Below are 17,838 nucleotides of genomic sequence, written 5' to 3'. Positions count from 1 at the left end.
GCCCGCGGGCGCGGTGCGCCGGCGCGGGTCCGGCGGGCCGGCGGATCGCGGGGGCCAGGGCGACCATGGTGTCGCCCGCCGCCTTCAGCACGCCGGTGACCGCGAGCGCACCGGCGGCCGGCAGCACGAGCAGCAGGCCGCCGGCGACCAGCGGGCCGGAGACGAACGTCGCCGTGTTCAGTGCCGCGTCGAACGCGTACGCGGTGGGCAGCCGGCTCTCCGGCACCAGGTTCGGCCACGCGCCGCGCACCACCGGGCCCGCCGGCGGCACGGTCACGCCCAGCAGCGCGGCGGCGAGGAACAGGATGGCGATCGGCGCGGTCGTCGAGAGGCAGGCGAACAGCCCGGCGTACGCCACGAGGTGCCCGGCCAGCAGCCCGAGCAGCACCCGGCGCGGTTCGTGCCGGTCGGCGAGCCGGCCCCGCGCCGGCCCGACGACCGCGTTGCTCAGCGCGAACGCCAGCATCACCAGGCCGGCCTCGGCGTAGCCGTGGGAACCGGTGACCGCGACCAGCACGGCCAGGTTCATCATCGAGGTCGTGACCCGGCTGAGCAGGACGGCGAGCGTCAGCCGCGGCACGCCCGGCACGCCGAGCAGCTCGCGGTAGCGCCGCAAGTCAGCCGGCGATCAGTCCGCGGGCGCGAGCCAGAGCATGCCCTGCGGCGGCAGCTGCAACAGCGCGGACGCCGGCTGGCCATGCCACGCCACGTCCGTCGCGTCGACGCCGCCCATGTTGCCCCAGCCCGAGCCGCCGTAGGTCTCCGCGTCGGTGTTGAGCACCTCGCGCCAGCGGCCGGTGAACGGCAGCCCGACCCGGTAGTCCCGGTGCGGATGGCCCGCGAAGTTGGCGACGCAGGCGACCACGTCGCCGGGCCGCTCGGGGTGCTGGCGCAGGAAGCTCGCCACGTTGTTGGCCGAGTCGTTCGCGTCGATCCACGCGAAGCCGGCCGGCGTGGTGTCCCCGGCGAAGAGCGCGGAGTGCTCCCGGTACTGCCGGTTGAGGTCGCCGACGAGGCGCTGCAAGCCGGCGTGCAGCGGCGAGTCGAGCAGGTGCCAGTCGAGCGAGCGGCCCTCCGACCACTCCCGCGCCTGGCCGAACTCGCCGCCCATGAACAACAGCTGCTTGCCCGGGTGCGCCCACATGAACGCGAGCAGCGCGCGCAGGCCGGCCGCCTTGTTCCAGTCGTCGCCCGGCATCCGCTCCCACAGCGAGCCCTTGCCGTGCACCACCTCGTCGTGCGACAGCGGCAGCACGAAGTTCTCGCTCCACGCGTACATCAGCGAGAACGTGACCTCGTTGTGGTGGTAGGACCGGTGCACCGGGTCGTGGCCGACATAGCTGAGCGTGTCGTGCATCCAGCCCATGTTCCACTTGAACCCGAAGCCCAGGCCGCCGAGATGGGTCGGCCGGGTGACGCCGGGCCAGGCGGTCGACTCCTCGGCCACCATGATCGCGCCCGGATGGTGCTTGTAGACGGTCGCGTTCAGCTCCTGCAGGAATCGCACCGCGTCCAGGTTCTCCCGTCCACCGTGGACGTTCGGCAGCCACTGGCCTTCCTCGCGCGAGTAGTCGAGGTAGAGCATCGAGGCGACCGCGTCCACCCGCAGCCCGTCGATGTGGAACTCCTCGATCCAGTACAGCGCGTTGGCCACCAGGAAGTTGCGCACCTCGGTGCGGCCGAAGTCGAACACGAGCGTGCCCCAGTCCGGGTGCTCGCCCCGGCGCGGGTCGGCGTGCTCGTACAGCGGGGTTCCGTCGAAACGGGCCAGCGCCCAGGAGTCCTTGGGGAAGTGCGCCGGCACCCAGTCCATGAGCACGCCGATGCCGCGGCCGTGGAGCGCGTCCACGAAGGCGCGGAACTCGTCCGGCGTGCCGAAGCGGGCGGTCGGCGCGTAGTAGGACGTGACCTGGTAGCCCCACGAGCCGCCGAACGGGTGCTCGGCGATCGGCAGCAGCTCGACGTGGGTGAAGCCGTGCTCGGCGACGTAGTCGGCCAGCTCGTCGGCGAGCTCGCGGTAACCCAGGCCCGGCCGCCAGGAGCCGAGATGCACCTCGTAGACGCTCATCGGCGCGGAGTGCCACGCGGTGGCCTCGCGGCGGGCCATCCAGTCCTCGTCCGTCCACTCGTGACTCGAGACGGTGACCTTCGAGGCGGTCGCCGGCGGCACCTCGGTGGCGAACGCCATCGGGTCGGCCTTCTCCTGCCAGCTGCCGTCCTGGCCGAGGATGCGGAACTTGTAGCAGGTGCCGGCCGGCAGCCCGGGGAGGAACAGCTCCCAGATGCCGGACGAGCCGAGCGAGCGCATCGGGTTGGCCCGCCCGTCCCAGCCGTCGAAGTCGCCGCACACCCGCACGCCGCGGGCGCTGGGCGCCCACACCGCGAACGAGGTGCCCTCGATCGGGCCCGTCGGTGTGTCGTAGGAACGGAGGTGCGCGCCGAGCACGTTCCACAGCCGCTCGTGGCGGCCCTCGCCCAGCAGGTGCAGGTCCAGCTCGCCGAGCGTGGGCAGCCACCGGTACGGGTCGTCGACGAGCACCGGGTCGCCGCCGTAGTCCACCTCGAACAGGTACTCGCCGGGCGCCTCGGGCAGCACGGCGGTGAACACGCCGTCCGCGGTCTCCTCCAGCGGGTGGCGGTGCTCGCCGGCGAGCAGCGTCACCGACTTCGCACCCGGCCGGTAGGCCCGGGCCACGGGTGTGCCCTGGCCTACCGCGCCCGTGCGGGTGTCGGAGTGCACGCCCAGCACCGAGTGCGGGTCGTGGTGCGCGCCCGTGACGAGGCGGCGCAGGTCGTCCGGCGGCAGCGCGCCTGAGTCGGCGCTCACGTCAGTCATCGCTGCTCATTCTGCCGGCGGCGGATTCCGTCCGCTCAACGGGCTGATCAGCCTTGGGCGATATACGACTCGAGCTGCTCGCGGTCCGTCTCGAGCTGCTCGATGCGGCTGCGGACGACGTCGCCGATGCTGACGATGCCGACCAGCTTGCCGGCCGAGACGACCGGCATGTGCCGGATGCGGCGCTCGGTCATGATCGAGGCGATCGAGTCCACCGCCTCGGTCGGCTCGCAGGTGACCACGGCGGTGGTCATGATCTCCGAGACGGGCTGGTGGAGGAGCTCGGCACCGGTTTCGTTGAGCCGGCGCACCACGTCGCGCTCGGACACGATGCCGACCAGCGTGCCGGTCTCGTCACAGACGACCATGGCACCGACGTTGTGCCTGGCGAGATCCTCGAGCAGCCCCGCGACGGAGACACCCGGTGGCACCGAGGCGACCTCGGAACCCTTGTGCCGCAACAAATCCGCTATCCGCACCTGGACACCCCGATCCGTCGGCCACGGCACCCGCCGTTGGGAGCCTGTCTTCTGAGGCTAGCTATGGCGCTTGATCGCCGCTAGAGGGATGGCCAGCCAGTCGGGTCGGTTCTGGTGCTCGTAGCGCACCTCGTACACCGCCTTGTCCAGCTCGAGCGCCCGCAGCAGGGCCTCCTGCTCGCGCGGGTCGGCGGCCACCTCCGCGTAGCCGTCGCAGAACGCCGTCCGGTTGCGGTCGGCCCATTCGGTCGCCCGCGCGAGGTGCTGGCGGTCGGCGTCCTCGCCGGCCAGGAGGTGGAAGGCGGCGTAGTCGAAGGAGCGCAGCATCGCGGCGACGTCTCGCAGCGGGGTGCGGAGCAGGCGGCGCTGGTCGGCGGCGGCGGCCGGCTCGCCCTCGAAGTCGATCAGCACCCAGCCCGCCGTGCTGCGCAGCACCTGGCCGAGGTGCAGGTCGCCGTGCACCTGCTGGACCGTCAGCGGCCCGGCGGGCTCGCGTGCCGCGTCGAACGCCGCGCGCAGCGTCGCCTCTTCCCGAGCCAGCTCGGGAACCTCGGCCAGCACCGTGTCCAGCCGGGCGTGCATGGCGCCGACCTCGGAGTCGACGACCGTCCGGTCGACCGTGGTGGTGCCGGCGGCCCGGGCCAGCGAGGCGTGCACCTCGGCCACCGCGGTGCCGAGCCGGTGCGCCTCGGCGGAGAAGTCGCCGCCGACCTCGTCCGCGTGCAGGTCGCCCTCGGCGAGCAGGTCGCGCACGCTCGCGGTGGCGGTCGCCCAGCCCTCGACGGTGTTCGGCAGGAACTCCTGCAGGAAGCCGAGTACGGTGCCGGCGCCGCCGACCTCGCCGCTGATCACACCCAGCGGCTCGGCGATGTGCTTCTCGCCGACCGACCGTAACGCCCGGTGCAGCTCGACGTCCCGGTTCGGGCCAGGCTCCGGCTGCCGGTAGATCTTGAGGATGTACTGCGAGCCGTAGACCACCGACGTGTTGCTCTGCTCGACGCCGATCGGCCGGGCCCGCAGCCCGCGCTCGATCTCGACGCCGGGCTCGGACCGGAAGTCCAGCCCGCCGGCCGAGCCGTCGTCGGCGATCAGGTCCAGCAGGATCCCCATCAGCTCGGGGTCCTGGGTCGCGTCGAAGACGGCCAGCCCGTCGACGCGGGTGATCACCGCGTGCTCGAGGTGCTCGGAGACCTCGGCCCGCATGCCCAGCAGCAGCTGGTAGGGCTCGCCGTCGACGGAGATCATCAGGTGCACCAGCCCGTCGGCCGGCTCGGTCGCGTGCAGCGTGCGCACCTGCGTCGCGCCGCGGGACTTCGCCCGGAACCAGCGCTGCTCCACCAGCCAGGGCGCCAGCTCCGGGCCGAGGTCCGCCGCGCTGATCATGGCCGCTCGCTCGCGGCTTCGCCGTGGCCGGTGTCGGCGGTGAGCTGGAACCAGTAGAACCCGTGCCCGGGCAGCGTGAGCAGGTAGGGCCACTCGCCGATCGCCGGGAAGCGGACCCCGCCGGTGAGCTCGACCGGCACCCGGCCGTTGTGCTCGGAGAGGTCCAGCTCGACCGGCTGCGGGAAGCGGGACAGGTTGTTCACGCAGATCACCAGGTCCTGCTCGACCCCGTGGTCCGGGTCGGCCGGCAGGTGCCGCAGGTAGGCCAGCACGCTCGGGTTGGACGAGCCGAGCTCGGTGAACTCGCCGAGCCCGAAGGCCGGGTGCTCGCGGCGGACCTGCAGCATGCGGCGGGTCCAGTGCAGCAGCGAGGAGCTGTTGTTGAGCTGCGACTCGACGTTCACCGCCTGGTAGCCGTACACCGGGTCGGCGATCACCGGCAGGTAGATGCGGCCGGGGTCGCAGCGGGAGAAGCCGGCGTTGCGGTCCGGGGACCACTGCATCGGGGTGCGCACGGCGTCGCGGTCGCCGAGCCAGATGTTGTCGCCCATGCCGATCTCGTCGCCGTAGTACAGGACGGGGGAGCCGGGCAGCGACAGCAGCAGCGCGGTGAACAGCTCCATCTGGTTGGCGTCGTTGTCGAGCAGCGGGGCGAGCCGGCGGCGGATGCCGATGTTCGCCTTCATCCGCGGGTCTTTTGCGTACTCCGCGTACATGTAGTCGCGCTCGTCGTCGGTGACCATCTCGAGGGTCAGCTCGTCGTGGTTGCGCAGGAAGATCCCCCACTGCGCGCCGGACGGGATCGGCGGCGTCTGGGCGAGGATCTCCGAGATCGGGAACCGCGACTCCCGGCGCACGGCCATGAAGATGCGCGGCATGAGCGGGAAGTGGAACGCCATGTGGCACTCGTCCCCGCCGCTGTCCGCGTCGCCGAAGTACGCGACGACGTCCGCGGGCCACTGGTTGGCCTCGGCGAGCAGCACCCGGTCCGGGAACTCGTCGTCGACGACCTTGCGGCAGCGCTTGAGGAACTCGTGGGTGCGCGGCAGGTTCTCGCAGTTGGTGCCCTCCTCCTCGAAGAGGTAGGGCACCGCGTCGAGGCGGAAGCCGTCGATGCCGAGGTCCAGCCAGAACCGCAGCACGTCGATCATCGCGTCGCCGACCTCGGGGTTCTCGAAGTTGAGGTCGGGCTGGTGGGTGAAGAAGCGGTGCCAGTAGAACTGCCCCCGCACCGGGTCGTAGGTCCAGTTGGAGGACTCGGTGTCGACGAAGATGATCCGCGCGCCCGGGTAGCCGTCGTCGGTGTCCGACCACACGTAGTAGTCGCCGTACGGGCCGTCCGGGTGCTGGCGCGACTCCTGGAACCAGGGGTGCTGGTCGGAGGTGTGGTTGAGCACCAGGTCGGTGATGACCCGGATGCCGCGGCGGTGGGCCTGGTCGAGCAGGTGCACGAAGTCCTCGACGGTGCCGAACTCCGGGAGCACCGCGCGGAAGTCGGAGATGTCGTAGCCGCCGTCGCGCAGCGGGGAGGCGTAGAACGGCGGCAGCCAGAGGCAGTCGACGCCGAGCCACTGCAGGTAGTCGAGCTTGTCGGCGAGGCCGCGCAGGTCGCCGGTGCCGTCGTTGGTGAAGTCGTTGAAGGCGCGGACGAGCACCTCGTAGAAGACCGCGGTCTTGTACCAGTGCGGGGACGTCGGCGCGGACCGCGCGTGGGCGAACGCGTCGGCCTGCGGCTCGACGAGGTGGCCGTCGGAGATGAGTGCCTCACCCGTGTGCGGCACGCCGTCCAGTCCGAGGTTGGCGTCCGGACGTGTCGTCTCGGGCGTTTCCGTCATTCCCCGCACCCTCACCTAACTCGACTCACCACACGGCGTCGTTGCCGTGTGTGGCGATCATGGTGCCAGGTCGGTCCCGGCGTTCTCCTCCATGGTTACCGCTGTCACCCGATCCCGCACAAGAGAGCGCCCGACCAGGGGTTATCGGACTGTCCTCAGTGGATCGGTCAGCGGATCACGGTCAACACGTGGGCCACCGCGTCGGTCGGGGTGAGACGGACGAAGTTGGCCTGACCCCAGTCCCACGTCTGCCCGGTCACCTCGTCGCGCACGGCGAACCGGGCGCCCCAGTCGAGTCCCAGCGTCGGCAGGTCGAGCCACACGGTGCCCTCCTGCGCGCTGAAGGCATCCAGGTTGACCACGACGATGACCGCGTCCTTGCCGGTCGCGTCGGTCTTCGAGTACGCGAGCAGCGCGTCGTTCTCGACATGGTGGAAGCGCAGCGTGCGCAGCTGCTGCAGCGCCGGGTGCGCGGCTCGGATCGCGTTGAGCCGGGCCAGCCACGGTTCCAGCGACCGGCCGTCGGCCAGTGCCTCGGCGAAGTCGCGCGGGCGCAGCTCGTACTTCTCGGAGTTCAGGTACTCCTCGCTGCCCTCGCGCACCGCCTCGTGCTCGAAGAGCTCGAACCCGGAGTACACGCCCCACGTCGGCGAGAACGTCGCCGCCAGCACCGCGCGGATCGCGAACATGGCCGGCCCGCCGTACTGCAGCGACGCGTGCAGGATGTCCGGCGTGTTCACGAACAGGTTCGGCCGCGCCTCGTCCGCGTGCGCGACGATCTCGTTGCCGAACTCGGTCAGCTCGTGCTTGTGCGTGCGCCAGGTGAAGTACGTGTAGGACTGCGTGAAGCCCAGCCGCGCCAGCCCGTAGAGCCGGGCCCGCCGGGTGAACGCCTCGGACAGGAACAGCACGTCCGGCTCGACGGCCTTCACCTGGTGGATCAGCCAGTGCCAGAAGTTCGCCGGCTTCGTGTGCGGGTTGTCCACCCGGAAGATCCGCACCCCGTTGCGCACCCAGTGCAGCACCACCCGCAGCACCTCGGCGTAGATGCCCTCCGGGTCGGTGTCGAAGTTGACCGGGTAGATGTCCTGGTACTTCTTCGGCGGGTTCTCAGCGTAGGCGACCGTCCCATCCGGACGGATCTTGAACCACTCCGGGTGCGCGGTCACCCACGGATGGTCGGGCGCGCACTGCAGCGCGAGGTCGAGCGCGACCTCCATGCCGAGCTCGTGGGCCCGTGCGACGAACCGCTCGAAGTCGAGCAGCGTGCCCAGCGCGGGGTGGATCGCGTCGTGCCCGCCCTCGGCCGAGCCGATGGCCCAGGTCGAGCCGACATCCTCGGGCACGGAGATGACACTGTTGTTCGGGCCCTTGCGGTTCACCTCGCCGATCGGGTGGATCGGCGGGAGATAGACCACGTCGAAGCCCATCGCGGCGACGCGGTCGAGTGATTTCGCGGCCGTCTCGAAGTTGCCGTGCAGCGGCTTGCCCGACTCGTCGACGCCACCGGTCGAGCGCGGGAACAGCTCGTACCAGGAGCTGTAGAGCGCACGCGGCCGGTCGACCCACAGCTGGTACTTGCGGCCGCGGGTGACGAGGTCGCGGATCGGGTTGTCGAGCATGTACTTCTGGATCGGCTCGGACAGCGCCTCGGCGATGCGCGCGGGCAGCGGCAGGCCGGTGTTCCGCAAGGCGCCCGCCGCGGCGACGAGCAGGCGTTTCTCGCCGTTGTGCGGGAACCGCCGGGCGGCGCGGTCCAGCAGCAGCGCGCCGGACTCCAGGTCGTTGGCCAGCTCGTCGGCACCCTGGGCGGCGCCGACCTTGACCTCGACCGTGTGCCGCCAGGTGGTCCACGGGTCGCTCCACGCGTCCACCCGGTAGGTCCACATGCCGGCCGTGTCCGGCGTGATCCCGGCCGCCCAGTGGTCGGTGTTCGGGTCGTCGCAGGTCATCCGGGTCTGGCGCTCGGCGTCGTCGTGCGGGCCGCGCCACACGACGGTCGCGGCGACCGCGTCGTGGCCCTCCCGCCAGACGGTCGCCTGCACGGGGATGTACTCCCCGACGACGGCCTTCGCCGGATAGCGGCCACAGCTGACCAAGGGGGACACGTCGTCGATGCCCAGCCGACCACTCACCGGTCAAACCCTCCCTGCACAGGCATGCAAATTCCGAAGATCGTCCCCCACCACATGAAGTCTGCCCGGTCCGGTCGGTTCACACACGACCGCCGCCTTGAATTTCCGTAATGGTCGCCAGATAGGGTCGGTCGTCGTGAAAGCAGTACGTCGCTTTACCGTGCGTGCCGGGTTGCCCGAGGCGCTGGCCGAGCTGGGCACGCTCGCCACGAACCTCCGGTGGACCTGGCATCCGCCGACCCAGGACCTGTTCGCCGCGATCGAGTCCGACATCTGGGACCGGCTCGGCAACCCACTGCGGCTGCTCGCCGAGGTGCCCGCGCACCGGCTCGAGGAGCTGGCCACCGACGAGGAGTTCCTCGCGAGCCTGGCCGGGCTGTCCGAGGACCTGAGGCGGTACCTGACCGAGGACCGCTGGTACCAGCACCGCCGCGGGGAGCTCGCCGGCCACGGCCCGGAGGGCAACGGCCGGTTCGACCGGATGCCCGACTCGATCGCCTACTTCTCGATGGAGTTCGGCGTCACCGAGGCGCTGCCGAACTACTCCGGCGGCCTCGGCGTGCTGGCCGGCGACCACCTCAAGGCGGCCTCCGACCTGGGCGTGCCGCTGATCGGCGTCGGCCTGCTCTACCGCTCCGGCTACTTCCGCCAGTCGCTTTCGCTGGACGGCTGGCAGGTCGAGCACTACCCGGTGATCGACCCGAACGGGCTGCCGCTCGAGCCGCTGGTGGAGCCGTCGGGCGCGCCGATCCTGGTGCACGTGGCGATGCCCGGCGGCCGGGTGCTGCGCGCCCGGATCTGGAGGGCGCAGGTCGGCCGGGTGCCGTTGCTGCTGCTCGACTCCGACGTGGACGGCAACGACGAGGACCTGCGCGGGGTCACCGACCGGCTCTACGGCGGCGACCAGAACCACCGCATCCGCCAGGAGATCCTGGCCGGCGTCGGCGGCGTGCGCGCGGTGCGGACGTACTGCGAGCTCACCGGCCACTCGCAGCCGGAGGTGTTCCACACCAACGAGGGCCACGCCGGCTTCCTCGGCCTGGAGCGGCTGCGCGAGCTGATGTCCGGTCAGCACCTGTCGTTCGACGAGGCGCTGTCCGCGGTGCGCGCGGGGACCGTGTTCACCACGCACACGCCCGTCCCGGCCGGCATCGACCGGTTCCCGGTCGACCTCGTCCAGCACTACTTCGGCGACGGCGCGCTGCTGCCCGACGTGGACTTCCGCCGGATCCTCGCGCTGGGCGCCGAGGAGAACGCCGGCATGTTCAACATGGCGCACATGGGTCTGCGGCTCGCGCAGCGCGCCAACGGGGTCTCCAAGCTGCACGGCGAGGTCAGCCGGCAGATGTTCGGCGGCCTGTGGTCCGGGTTCGACACCGACGAGGTCCCGATCACCTCGGTCACCAACGGCGTGCACGGTCCGACGTGGACGGCCCGCGACATGACCGACCTCGTGGGCGACCGCCTCGACTCGGTGTCCGATGTCGACCTGTGGAACCTGCGCTGCACGCTGCGCCGCCGGCTCGTGGCCGAGGTCCGGCGGCGGGTGCGCGAGGCGTGGCTGCAGCGCGGCGCGTCGCCGCTGGAGCTGGCCTGGACCGACACGGTGTTCGACCCGGACGTGCTGACCGTCGGCTTCGCCCGGCGCGTGCCGACCTACAAGCGGCTCACGCTGATGCTGCGCGACCACGACCGGCTGCGCGCGCTGCTGCTGCACCCCGAGCGGCCGGTACAGCTGGTCGTGGCCGGCAAGTCGCACCCGGCCGACGACGGCGGCAAGGCGCTGATCCAGCAGGTGGTGCGGTTCGCGGACGAGCACGACGTCCGCCACCGGATCGTGTTCCTGCCCGACTACGACATGTCGATGGCCCGCTATCTGTACTGGGGCTGCGACGTGTGGCTGAACAACCCGACCCGGCCGCTGGAGGCGTGCGGCACGTCCGGCATGAAGTCGGCGCTCAACGGCGGGCTCAACCTGTCCATTCGCGACGGTTGGTGGGACGAGCTCTACGACGGCAGCAACGGCTGGGCCATCCCGACCGCCGACGGCGTGTCCGACCCGCTGCGCCGTGACGACCTCGAGGCGGCGGCGCTGTACGAGCTGCTCGGTGGTCAGGCGGCGTCGCTGTTCTACGACCGCGGCGGCGAGGGTGTCCCGGCGCAGTGGCTCGCGATGGTGCGGCACACGCTGCGCTCGCTCGGGCCGAAGGTGCAGGCGTCGCGGATGGTCCGCGAGTACGTGGAGTCGCAGTACAAGCCGGCCGCCACCGCGGTGGAGCTGGCGCGCGCGGACGACTTCCGCGCGTCGCGGGCGCTCGCCGAGTACCGCGACCGGCTGGCCGCGGCCTGGACGAGCGTGCGGGTCATCGACTGCGAGCTGAGCCTGGACCCGGACGGTCGGCGCACCCCGGTGCTGGGCGAGCGGGTGCGGGTGACGGCGTTCGTCGATCTCGCCGGGCTCGCGCCGTCGGACGTGCAGGTCCAGGTCGTCGTGGGCCGGGTGGCCGACAGCGACGAGCTGTACGACGTGGTCACCGCCCCGATGCGGCCCGGCGAGGGCGGGACCTACGTGGCGGAGATTCCGCTGCCGCACGCGGGAACCCTCGGCGCGACGGCCCGCGTGCTGCCCAACCACGAGCTGCTGGCCAGCCCGGTCGAGCTGGGCCGGGTCGTGGTGCCGGGCTAGCCCGGCGATGCCTGGAAGGACCCCATCAGGGCGTTCAGCGTCTGGAAGGCGTCCTTCCAGGCAGTGGACCTAACCGACTTCCAGGCGGCTGCGGGTGCCGGCGACCCGCGGCCACCAGGAGGCGAGCTTCTCCGCCTCGGTGATCACCTGGCGGGCGGCCTGGTTGTCGCCGGAGGCCATGTGGGCTCGGGCGAGCGTGGCGAGGTCGTCCGCGCGGACGAGGAGGTTGTCGCCGGCGCCGGCGGCGCGGGTGGCGAGTGCGATGGCCTCGTCGGCGTCGCCGCGCAGCAGCGCGTGCAGGGCCCGCACGCCGTTCAGCTTGTAGCTCGGATACCCGAGCGTGGCGGCGTTCTCCAGCGCGGTGTTCGCGGTCGACAGCCCGAGCGTCGCGTCCAGCTGCCCGGCCTCGACGGTGGCGCACGCGAGCCCGGCCAGCGCGGCGAACGAGCCGGCCGCCTCGTCCGGCTCCTGGCGCGCGTCGGCGGCGAGCTTGACCGCCAGGATCATCGCCTCCGCGTACCGGCCCTGGGCCTCGAGCACGAAGACGCGTGCGGCGAGCGCCGGCCGGACGTCGGGGTAGTCGTCGCGCAGCCGCGCCGCCAGCTGCTCCGCGGCGGCCAGGTCACCGCGGTGGGCCGCCTCGATCGCCTCGCCGGCCAGCGGCGCGGCCTCCAGCTGGCGGGCCTCCTCCGGGCCGACCCAGGGCAGCCGGAACAGCAGCCAGCCCGTCGAGGTCGCGACGGTCGAGCGCTGGGGGAGCAGCGCGTGCACGAGCTCGGCCACGCACGCGACGGCGAACCCGTGCGCGAACGCGCCGCCCTCGATCGCCCACGCGGCGGCCAGCACGACGACCGCGAGCTCGGCCAGCACCGAGCACAGGGCGGACCACCACATCCGCCGGCGCACCGGCGCCTTCGCGGCCCGCACGTTGACGGCCAGGATGACCGGGACGGCGCGCAGCACGACGCTGCGGCTGGGCCGGCTCCAGTCGGCGAGCCGCGGCCCGACGCCGACGACGACCCGCTGCACCCGCATGCCGGCCAGCGGCACGCTCGCGAGCAGCCCGAGCTGGCTGGCGGCCAGGATCGCGAGCAGCCCCACGACCGCGCCCGCGAGCCCCACCGCGATCCGGCCGGGCGACCACTCGACGACGACGATCGCGGCGACCGCGACGAGCGCGGCGAGCGCCCCGGGCGTGACCAGCAGGCGAAGGATCCTCACGATCAGCAGACGTTACGCGGCGCCGTCCCGGTTCCCCTGCCCGCCCGGGCAGCGGAAAGGGCGGCGCTGCCGGCTAACGTGCGCGGTGTGGACGACCCGAAGGCCGTGGTCCGCCGCGGTTACGACGCCCTGTCGGTGCGCTACGACGAGACCTACGGCGCGTCGACGAAGTACCGCCCGTGGCTGGCTTCGCTGATCGCCGGGCTGCCCGCGGCGGCGGCCGTCGTCGACCTGGGGTGTGGCAGCGGCGTGCCGGTGGCGCGGGACCTGGTCGCGGCCGGCCACCGGGTGACGGGCGTGGACTTCAGCGCGATGCAGGTGTGCCGCGCCCGCCGGCTCGTCCCGGCCGCGACGTTCCTGCAGTGCGACCTGACGGCGGTGCGCTTCTCGCCGGCCTCGCTGGACGCGGTGCTGGCGTTCTACTCGATCATCCACGTCCCGCTCGGCGAGCAGCAGTCGCTGCTGCACCGAATCGCCGGCTGGCTGCGCCCGGGCGGCCTCTTCGCGGCGACGATGGGCCACGACGCGTGGACGGGCACGGACGCCGGCTGGCTCGGCGGCGACACCCCGATGTGGTGGAGCCACGCCGACGCGGCGACGAACCGCCGCTGGCTCACCGCCACCGGCCTCACCATCGAGCGGGAGACGTTCCTGGCGGAGGGCACCGGCGGCGCCGTCCTCTTCGTGGCCAGGCGGCCGCGCTGAGCGGTATCGAGTGACCGTCAGGTGATCGCCGGCGTCGGGCCATCCCGGACCGGCAGGCCGGCGGCCGCCCACGCGCGGAAGCCGCCGACCAGGTCCGTGGCTCGGGGCAGTCCCAACGCCTGCAGGTCGCGGGCCGCGAGGCTCGACGAGTAGCTCTCGTTGCACAACACGACGACCCGGGTGTCCTCGGCGACCTCGGCGATGCGGTGGGCGCCGTGCGGGTCGAGGCGCCACTCCAGCACGATCCGCTCGATCGGCAGCGAGCCCGGGATCTCGCCCTCGGCGTCCCGGTCGTGCGCGGGCCGGATGTCGACGAACAGCACGTCGTCGAGCGCCGCCGCCTCGGCAGGCGTGAGCCGCGTCAGGGTGGCTCGGGCGGCGGACAGCATCTCGTCGACGGCACTCACGGCACAGTGTCCAATCGTTCGCACCGGCTCACGGCTCGACCGGCTCCTTGCTCAGCTCGGCCAGCGACCGCCTCGGCGGCAGTGGCGGGATCTCGTCCGGGATGTCGTGCAGGCTCGCGTACTCGCGGGTCGGCACCAGCGGCGGCGAGTAGGCGTGCACGGTGGCCGACTTCGCCAGGCCGGTGTTCCACACCTGGTGTGCCCGGCCCGCGCCGAAGCCGATGGCCGAGCCGGCGGCGTGGACGCGGTGCCCCACCGGCCCGCGGGGGTACCGGTAGGTCTCCGACAGCTCACCCAGCACCACCGTGAACGCGCCGGACGCGCCGCCGTGGTCGTGCGGCTCGGTGCGCTGGCCGGGCAGCCACGACAGCAGCCACAGCTCGACCTCCTCGGTCAGCGCCAGCCGTGCCCACCAGCGCGTCGGGCTCGCGAAGCGCACGAGGTCGAGCAGCGTGCCCGAGTGGCCGTCGGCGACCCGGGTCACCAGGTTGCGCAGCTGCTCTGGAGTCCACTGTGGACTTCGCGGTCGGACGAGGCCGGCGAGGCGGGGCAGGACGAGGTCACGGGTCAACATGGACAAGGGGTTGCTCCGGAAGGACGTGCGGACGGGGCCTGGTCAGCGCGCGGCGGTACAGCCGCAGGAGGCCACGAGCAGCAGGTCCACCGTGCGGTCGCGCCAGCAGTACAGCGACCGGAACACGGCGTGGAGCATCACACGTCCGGCCGGCCCGAGGCCAACCGTCCCACGTGGTGGTACGTCAGGCGGTCCGCGGCGTGCGGAACACGAGAAGTGTCCGCGCCGGCATGCGCAGCGTGGTACGGGGCGGCAGCGCGGCCTCGGCCGCCGGCGTGCCGCGGCGGACTCCGGTGTCCAGCACCGGGACGAACTTCTCGCCGAACTCGCCGGCGGGCAGCCGCACCTCGACCGGCTCGTCGCCCGCGTGCAGGAGCAGCAGCCACGAGTCGTCCGGCACGAGCTCGCCGTCGCGGTCGCGGGACAGCGAGGTCGAGCCGTCCATCCACACGCCGAGGGTGCGGCGGTCCTCGTCGAACCAGTCCGAGCCGGTCATCGGCGTGCCGTCGGGTGCGAGCCACACCAGGTCCGGCCGGCCGGTGGTGGACGGCCGGCCGTCGAAGAACTCCGGCTGGCGCAGCGCGGGCGAGCCGGCCCGCAACGCGATCACCTTGCGGGCGAACGCGAGCATGTCCGCGGCCCGGTCGGTCGGCGTCCAGTCCACCCAGGACGTCTCGTCGTCGAGACAGTAGGGGTTGTTGTTGCCGCCCTGGCTGCGCCACAGCTCGTCGCCCGCGCACAGCATGGGCGTGCCGGTGGACAGCAGCAGCGTGGCGAGCAGGTTGCGGGCCTGCCGGTCGCGCAGCGCCAGCACCGCCGGATCGGCGGTCTCGCCCTCCGCGCCGCAGTTCCACGACCGGTTGTCGTCCGTGCCGTCCCGGTTGTCCTCGCCGTTGGCGGTGTTGTGCTTCTGGTCGTAGGACACCAGGTCCCGCAACGTGAACCCGTCGTGCGCGGTGACGAAGTTGATCGACGCCCAGGGCCTGCGGGTGTTGAACGCGTACAGGTCCTCCGAGCCGGACAGCCGGTAGGCGAGGTCGCGCACGCCGACCCGGCCACGCCAGAAGTCCCGCACGCCGTCCCGGAACCGGCCGTTCCACTCCGTCCACTGTGGAGCGAAGCCACCGACCCGGTAGCCGTCACCGGTGGCGTCCCACGGCTCGGCGATGAGCTTGCAGCGGGCCAGCACCGGGTCGGTGGTGATCGCGGTCAGCAGCGGGGAGTTCGGGTCGAACCGGCCGCCGTGCGGGCGGCCGAGCGCGCTCGCGAGGTCCAGCCGGAACCCGTCAACGCCGAGCTCGGTGGCGAAGTAGCGCATCGAGTCGGTGACCAGCCGCACGACGGTGGGGGAGCCCGGGTCCAGCGTGTTGCCGCAGCCGGTGATGTCCACATCGGACCCGTCGCGGTCGAGCACGTAGTAGTTGGGCGCGTCGAGCCCGCGCATGGACAGCGTCGGGCCGGTCACGCTGCCCTCGCCGGTGTGGTTGAACACCACGTCGAGGAGGACCTCGATGCCGGCCGCGTGCAGTGCCGCCACCATCGTCGCGAACTCGGCGGTCTCCCGGCCCGGCTCGCTCGCGTAGCCCTCGTGCGGGGCGAGAAAGCCGAGCGTGGCGTAGCCCCAGTAGTTGTGCCGGCCCGACGACAGCAGCGGCGGCTCGTCGACGAACGAGTGGACCGGCATCAGCTCGACGGCGGTCACGCCGAGCCGCACCAGGTGGTCGATGACCGCGGGATGGGTGAGGCCAAGGTAGGTGCCGCGCTGGTGCGCCGGGACGTCCGGGTGCCGGCGGGTGAAGCCGCGCACGTGCAGCTCGTAGATCACCGTCTCCTCGAAAGGCGTGTCCGGCTTGGCGCCGGTGTCCGGGCCGCCGGGGGAGGTGACCACGGACAGCGGCACGTGGCCCAGCGAGTCCACGTGCGACGGGCGGCCGGTCATCGGGTCGGTGCGGTAGCCGAGCGTGGCGTCCAGGTCGGTGACCCGGCCGGTGATCCGCCGGGCGTGCGGGTCGACCAGCAGCTTCGCCGGGTTGCAGCGCAGTCCGCGGGCCGGGTCGTACGGGCCGTGCACCCGGTAGCCGTAGCGCTGACCAGGGGTGACGCCGGGGACCAGGCCGTGCCAGATGCCGAACGTGCGCTCGGTCAGCCCGATGCGGTGCTCGGTGCCGTCCTCGGCGATGAGGCACAGGTCGACGGCGTCCGCGATGGACGAGGCCACCGCGAAGCGCACCCCGCCCGCCTCGGGATGAGCGCCGAGCGGGAACGGGTGGCCGGGGAGCACGTGGAGCGCGGACATTCGTCCATCTAACCCCGGCGTTCAGAGCTGGTACGTGTGCGCCTCGAAGGAGTCCTCCTCGACCGGTGCCGGCCGCCGCCGGACCGGTTCCGGAGTGGACTCGGGCTCCTCGTCGACCGCGTCGTCGCCCCGGGCCGACACGACCAGCCGCGCGAACAGCTCCTGGTGCGCCGACCAGCCGTGGGTGGACGGGCAGGCCAGGGTCAGCAGCAGCATCCGGCCCGACCCCGGCTCGGGGATGAACGCCTGCAGCTGGACGGTCAGCGCCCGCCGCTCGCGCGCCTGCTCCACGCCCGGCACCCGCTGCGCCATGACCGCCATGCCGAGCCCGGTCTCCAGCGCCACGGTCTCCCGCACGTCGGGCCCGCCGACGTCCTCCATCGCGTCGCGCAGCGACTCCGCGGTGTCCGTGTCCCAGCTCGGCGGCACCTCGATCACCACGCCGGTGAGCACGGCCGGCGCCGCGTCCGGCGGGGTGACCACGGCCATCAGGAACGCGCCCTCGCGCAGCGCGGTCTCCACCGCCTCGGCCGCGACCGGCTCCAGGTCCGCCGAGGACGCGGGCAGGTCACGCACCGCGCCGAGGATCGCGGCGAACTCCTTGATCGCTCGCGGCGGGTCGTCGATCGGGATCCGGCGGACCGTGTCCGGGATGGCGAGGCGCATCGGGGCCTACTTCTTGTTTCGTTCGTTCAGCTCGTCGCGCACGACGTTGACCACGGCGTTCTCGGCCGCGTCGCCGCGGGGGTTGGTGAGCAGCTTGAGGGCTTCGAGCTCGCGCTTGTCCGCCGCGGACAGCGAGCTGCCGCTGGCCTCGAGCGTCCGCACGGTGGCGTCGACGGCGTTGCCGTAGGCCTCGCCGGCGAGCTTCGCGTCGCCCTTGAGCACGGACGCGGTGCCGTCGGTCGCGGCCTTGAGCTTGAGGCCGTCCCGCAGCGAGCCGGTCTGGCGCGCGTACTTGCCGGTCTCGTAGACGTCCTGGGCGAGCTTCGGCAGCCCGCCGGTCGTGAACCCGTCCTTGGCGCCGGTACCGACGCCCTTCGCTCCCTGGGCCAGGCGGGACGAGCGCAGCACCGGCGTGGCGAGCCCCTTGGCCCCGGCGACCGCGGCCGAGGTGAAGGTGCGGCCGGGGACCACGGTCAGCGCGAGCGAGAGGTTGCTCGGCGCGTTGCGCGAGCCGGCGACGCGCTGGCCGATGCCGGACAGCGCTGCCACGCCCGCGGTCCCGGCCGCGACCGTGCCGAGCACCGCCGCGGCGGGCGCGCCGACGCCGGTGAGCGC

General features: G+C 72.5%; 14 protein-coding genes. 2 read left to right on the top strand and 12 right to left on the bottom strand.

Features of this window, described 5'->3' with window-relative positions; all coding sequences use genetic code 11:
• The 6 genes from ACRDSK_RS21290 to ACRDSK_RS21265 all read right to left on the bottom strand — a co-directional run.
• Positions 1–616: MFS transporter (locus ACRDSK_RS21290; protein WP_431442977.1), on the bottom strand; the 616-nt coding region annotated here is incomplete at its 3' end.
• Positions 617–628: 12 nt separating this feature from the next.
• Positions 629–2,836, bottom strand: a complete 2,208-nt coding sequence (glgB, locus tag ACRDSK_RS21285; protein WP_431442976.1) for a 1,4-alpha-glucan branching protein GlgB — start codon at positions 2,834–2,836, stop codon at positions 629–631.
• Between the two features lie 47 nt (positions 2,837–2,883).
• Positions 2,884–3,315, bottom strand: a complete 432-nt coding sequence (locus ACRDSK_RS21280) for a CBS domain-containing protein (protein WP_431442975.1) — start codon at positions 3,313–3,315, stop codon at positions 2,884–2,886.
• Between the two features lie 57 nt (positions 3,316–3,372).
• A complete protein-coding gene (locus ACRDSK_RS21275; protein WP_431442974.1) occupies positions 3,373–4,698 on the bottom strand; it encodes a maltokinase N-terminal cap-like domain-containing protein in 1,326 nt (441 codons plus the stop codon).
• Positions 4,695–6,533: a maltose alpha-D-glucosyltransferase gene (gene treS / locus ACRDSK_RS21270; protein ID WP_431442973.1), complete on the bottom strand. Its 1,839-nt coding sequence runs from the start codon at positions 6,531–6,533 to the stop codon at positions 4,695–4,697. The genes ACRDSK_RS21275 and treS overlap by 4 nt, the downstream gene beginning before the upstream one ends.
• A gap of 167 nt (positions 6,534–6,700) precedes the next feature.
• Positions 6,701–8,668: an alpha-1,4-glucan--maltose-1-phosphate maltosyltransferase gene (locus ACRDSK_RS21265; RefSeq protein ID WP_431442972.1), complete on the bottom strand. Its 1,968-nt coding sequence runs from the start codon at positions 8,666–8,668 to the stop codon at positions 6,701–6,703.
• A 136-nt stretch (positions 8,669–8,804) separates the two neighbouring features.
• Between ACRDSK_RS21265 and glgP the strand changes: the two genes are divergently transcribed.
• Positions 8,805–11,354 carry an alpha-glucan family phosphorylase gene (glgP, locus tag ACRDSK_RS21260; RefSeq protein ID WP_431442971.1) on the top strand — a complete coding sequence of 850 codons (2,550 nt, stop codon included), beginning with the start codon at positions 8,805–8,807 and terminating at the stop codon, positions 11,352–11,354.
• A gap of 69 nt (positions 11,355–11,423) precedes the next feature.
• On the opposite strand, the gene ACRDSK_RS21255 is transcribed toward glgP, so the two are convergent.
• Positions 11,424–12,575 carry a hypothetical protein gene (locus ACRDSK_RS21255; RefSeq protein ID WP_431442970.1) on the bottom strand — a complete coding sequence of 384 codons (1,152 nt, stop codon included), beginning with the start codon at positions 12,573–12,575 and terminating at the stop codon, positions 11,424–11,426.
• A gap of 87 nt (positions 12,576–12,662) precedes the next feature.
• On the opposite strand from ACRDSK_RS21255, the gene ACRDSK_RS21250 reads away from it, so the two are divergent.
• A complete protein-coding gene (locus tag ACRDSK_RS21250; RefSeq protein ID WP_431442969.1) occupies positions 12,663–13,280 on the top strand; it encodes a class I SAM-dependent methyltransferase in 618 nt (205 codons plus the stop codon).
• 17 nt (positions 13,281–13,297) lie between these two features.
• On the opposite strand, the gene ACRDSK_RS21245 is transcribed toward ACRDSK_RS21250, so the two are convergent.
• The 5 genes from ACRDSK_RS21245 to ACRDSK_RS21225 form a co-directional block, all read right to left on the bottom strand.
• Positions 13,298–13,687: a rhodanese-like domain-containing protein gene (locus ACRDSK_RS21245; RefSeq protein WP_431442968.1), complete on the bottom strand. Its 390-nt coding sequence runs from the start codon at positions 13,685–13,687 to the stop codon at positions 13,298–13,300.
• A gap of 28 nt (positions 13,688–13,715) precedes the next feature.
• Positions 13,716–14,261 carry a cysteine dioxygenase gene (locus ACRDSK_RS21240; RefSeq protein WP_431442967.1) on the bottom strand — a complete coding sequence of 182 codons (546 nt, stop codon included), beginning with the start codon at positions 14,259–14,261 and terminating at the stop codon, positions 13,716–13,718.
• Positions 14,262–14,445: 184 nt separating this feature from the next.
• Positions 14,446–16,557, bottom strand: a complete 2,112-nt coding sequence (gene glgX, locus ACRDSK_RS21235) for a glycogen debranching protein GlgX (RefSeq protein WP_431442966.1) — start codon at positions 16,555–16,557, stop codon at positions 14,446–14,448.
• A gap of 21 nt (positions 16,558–16,578) precedes the next feature.
• The gene (locus tag ACRDSK_RS21230; protein WP_431442965.1) at positions 16,579–17,223 is read right to left on the bottom strand and encodes a hypothetical protein; all 645 of its coding nucleotides are present in this window, start codon (positions 17,221–17,223) and stop codon (positions 16,579–16,581) included.
• A 6-nt stretch (positions 17,224–17,229) separates the two neighbouring features.
• A partial coding sequence (locus tag ACRDSK_RS21225) for a hypothetical protein (protein WP_431442964.1) occupies positions 17,230–17,838 on the bottom strand: 609 nt, incomplete at its 5' end.

The sequence above is a fragment of the Actinophytocola sp. genome (genome assembly GCF_050699915.1).
GTDB lineage: Bacteria > Actinomycetota > Actinomycetes > Mycobacteriales > Pseudonocardiaceae > Actinophytocola.
The sequence above is the reverse complement of the archived record's forward strand: the minus strand, read 5'-3'. Positions and strand labels throughout refer to the sequence as shown.

Coding starts and splice junctions, on each gene's coding strand:
- treS (WP_431442973.1), bottom strand. CDS start 6,533: ATGACGGAAACGCCCGAGACGACACGTCCGGACGCCAACCTCGGACTG.
- ACRDSK_RS21240 (WP_431442967.1), bottom strand. CDS start 14,261: ATGTTGACCCGTGACCTCGTCCTGCCCCGCCTCGCCGGCCTCGTCCGA.
- ACRDSK_RS21275 (WP_431442974.1), bottom strand. CDS start 4,698: ATGATCAGCGCGGCGGACCTCGGCCCGGAGCTGGCGCCCTGGCTGGTG.
- glgB (WP_431442976.1), bottom strand. CDS start 2,836: ATGACTGACGTGAGCGCCGACTCAGGCGCGCTGCCGCCGGACGACCTG.
- ACRDSK_RS21230 (WP_431442965.1), bottom strand. CDS start 17,223: ATGCGCCTCGCCATCCCGGACACGGTCCGCCGGATCCCGATCGACGAC.
- glgX (WP_431442966.1), bottom strand. CDS start 16,557: ATGTCCGCGCTCCACGTGCTCCCCGGCCACCCGTTCCCGCTCGGCGCT.